Annotated in this window: 1 pseudogene; it reads right to left on the bottom strand. The window is 34.9% G+C overall.

What is annotated here, in order from left to right:
• A pseudogene (locus tag KVT34_RS29945) lies at positions 1 to 384 on the bottom strand (sensor histidine kinase); the annotation flags it as partial.

Raw genomic sequence — 384 nt, forward strand, 5'->3', positions numbered from 1 at the left:
TACGCAGTACTTCTGTTTCAGTCGTAGTTTCACGTAATATTTGAAATGTGACATTCTCTCCCGAACGTATAGTTTCTTTGACTGCCACGGTTCTATAACTTTTTCCTTTTATTTCTATATCGTAGAAATCTCCAATTTTTTTGGGAAATAGCTTTATTTTGTTTTCTTCCAGAAAACTACGATCTCGAACTCTCGGATCAATCTCTCGCAATTGCTTACTTTCGTCCCATATTAAGTAAAAAGCTTTTGAATCCCCTATACGTAATTCTTTACCCACCTCAAATCGTGGAGGTCCTAGTGGCTTTTCTCTCGTTATCTTTATAATAAAGTCCTTTATCGATTCATCTACTCCCTTATAAATTTCATTGGATGTATATGAATACA

The sequence above is a fragment of the Paenibacillus sp. GbtcB18 genome, assembly GCF_019091125.1.
In the GTDB taxonomy this organism is placed as follows: domain Bacteria; phylum Bacillota; class Bacilli; order Paenibacillales; family NBRC-103111; genus Paenibacillus_F; species Paenibacillus_F chitinolyticus.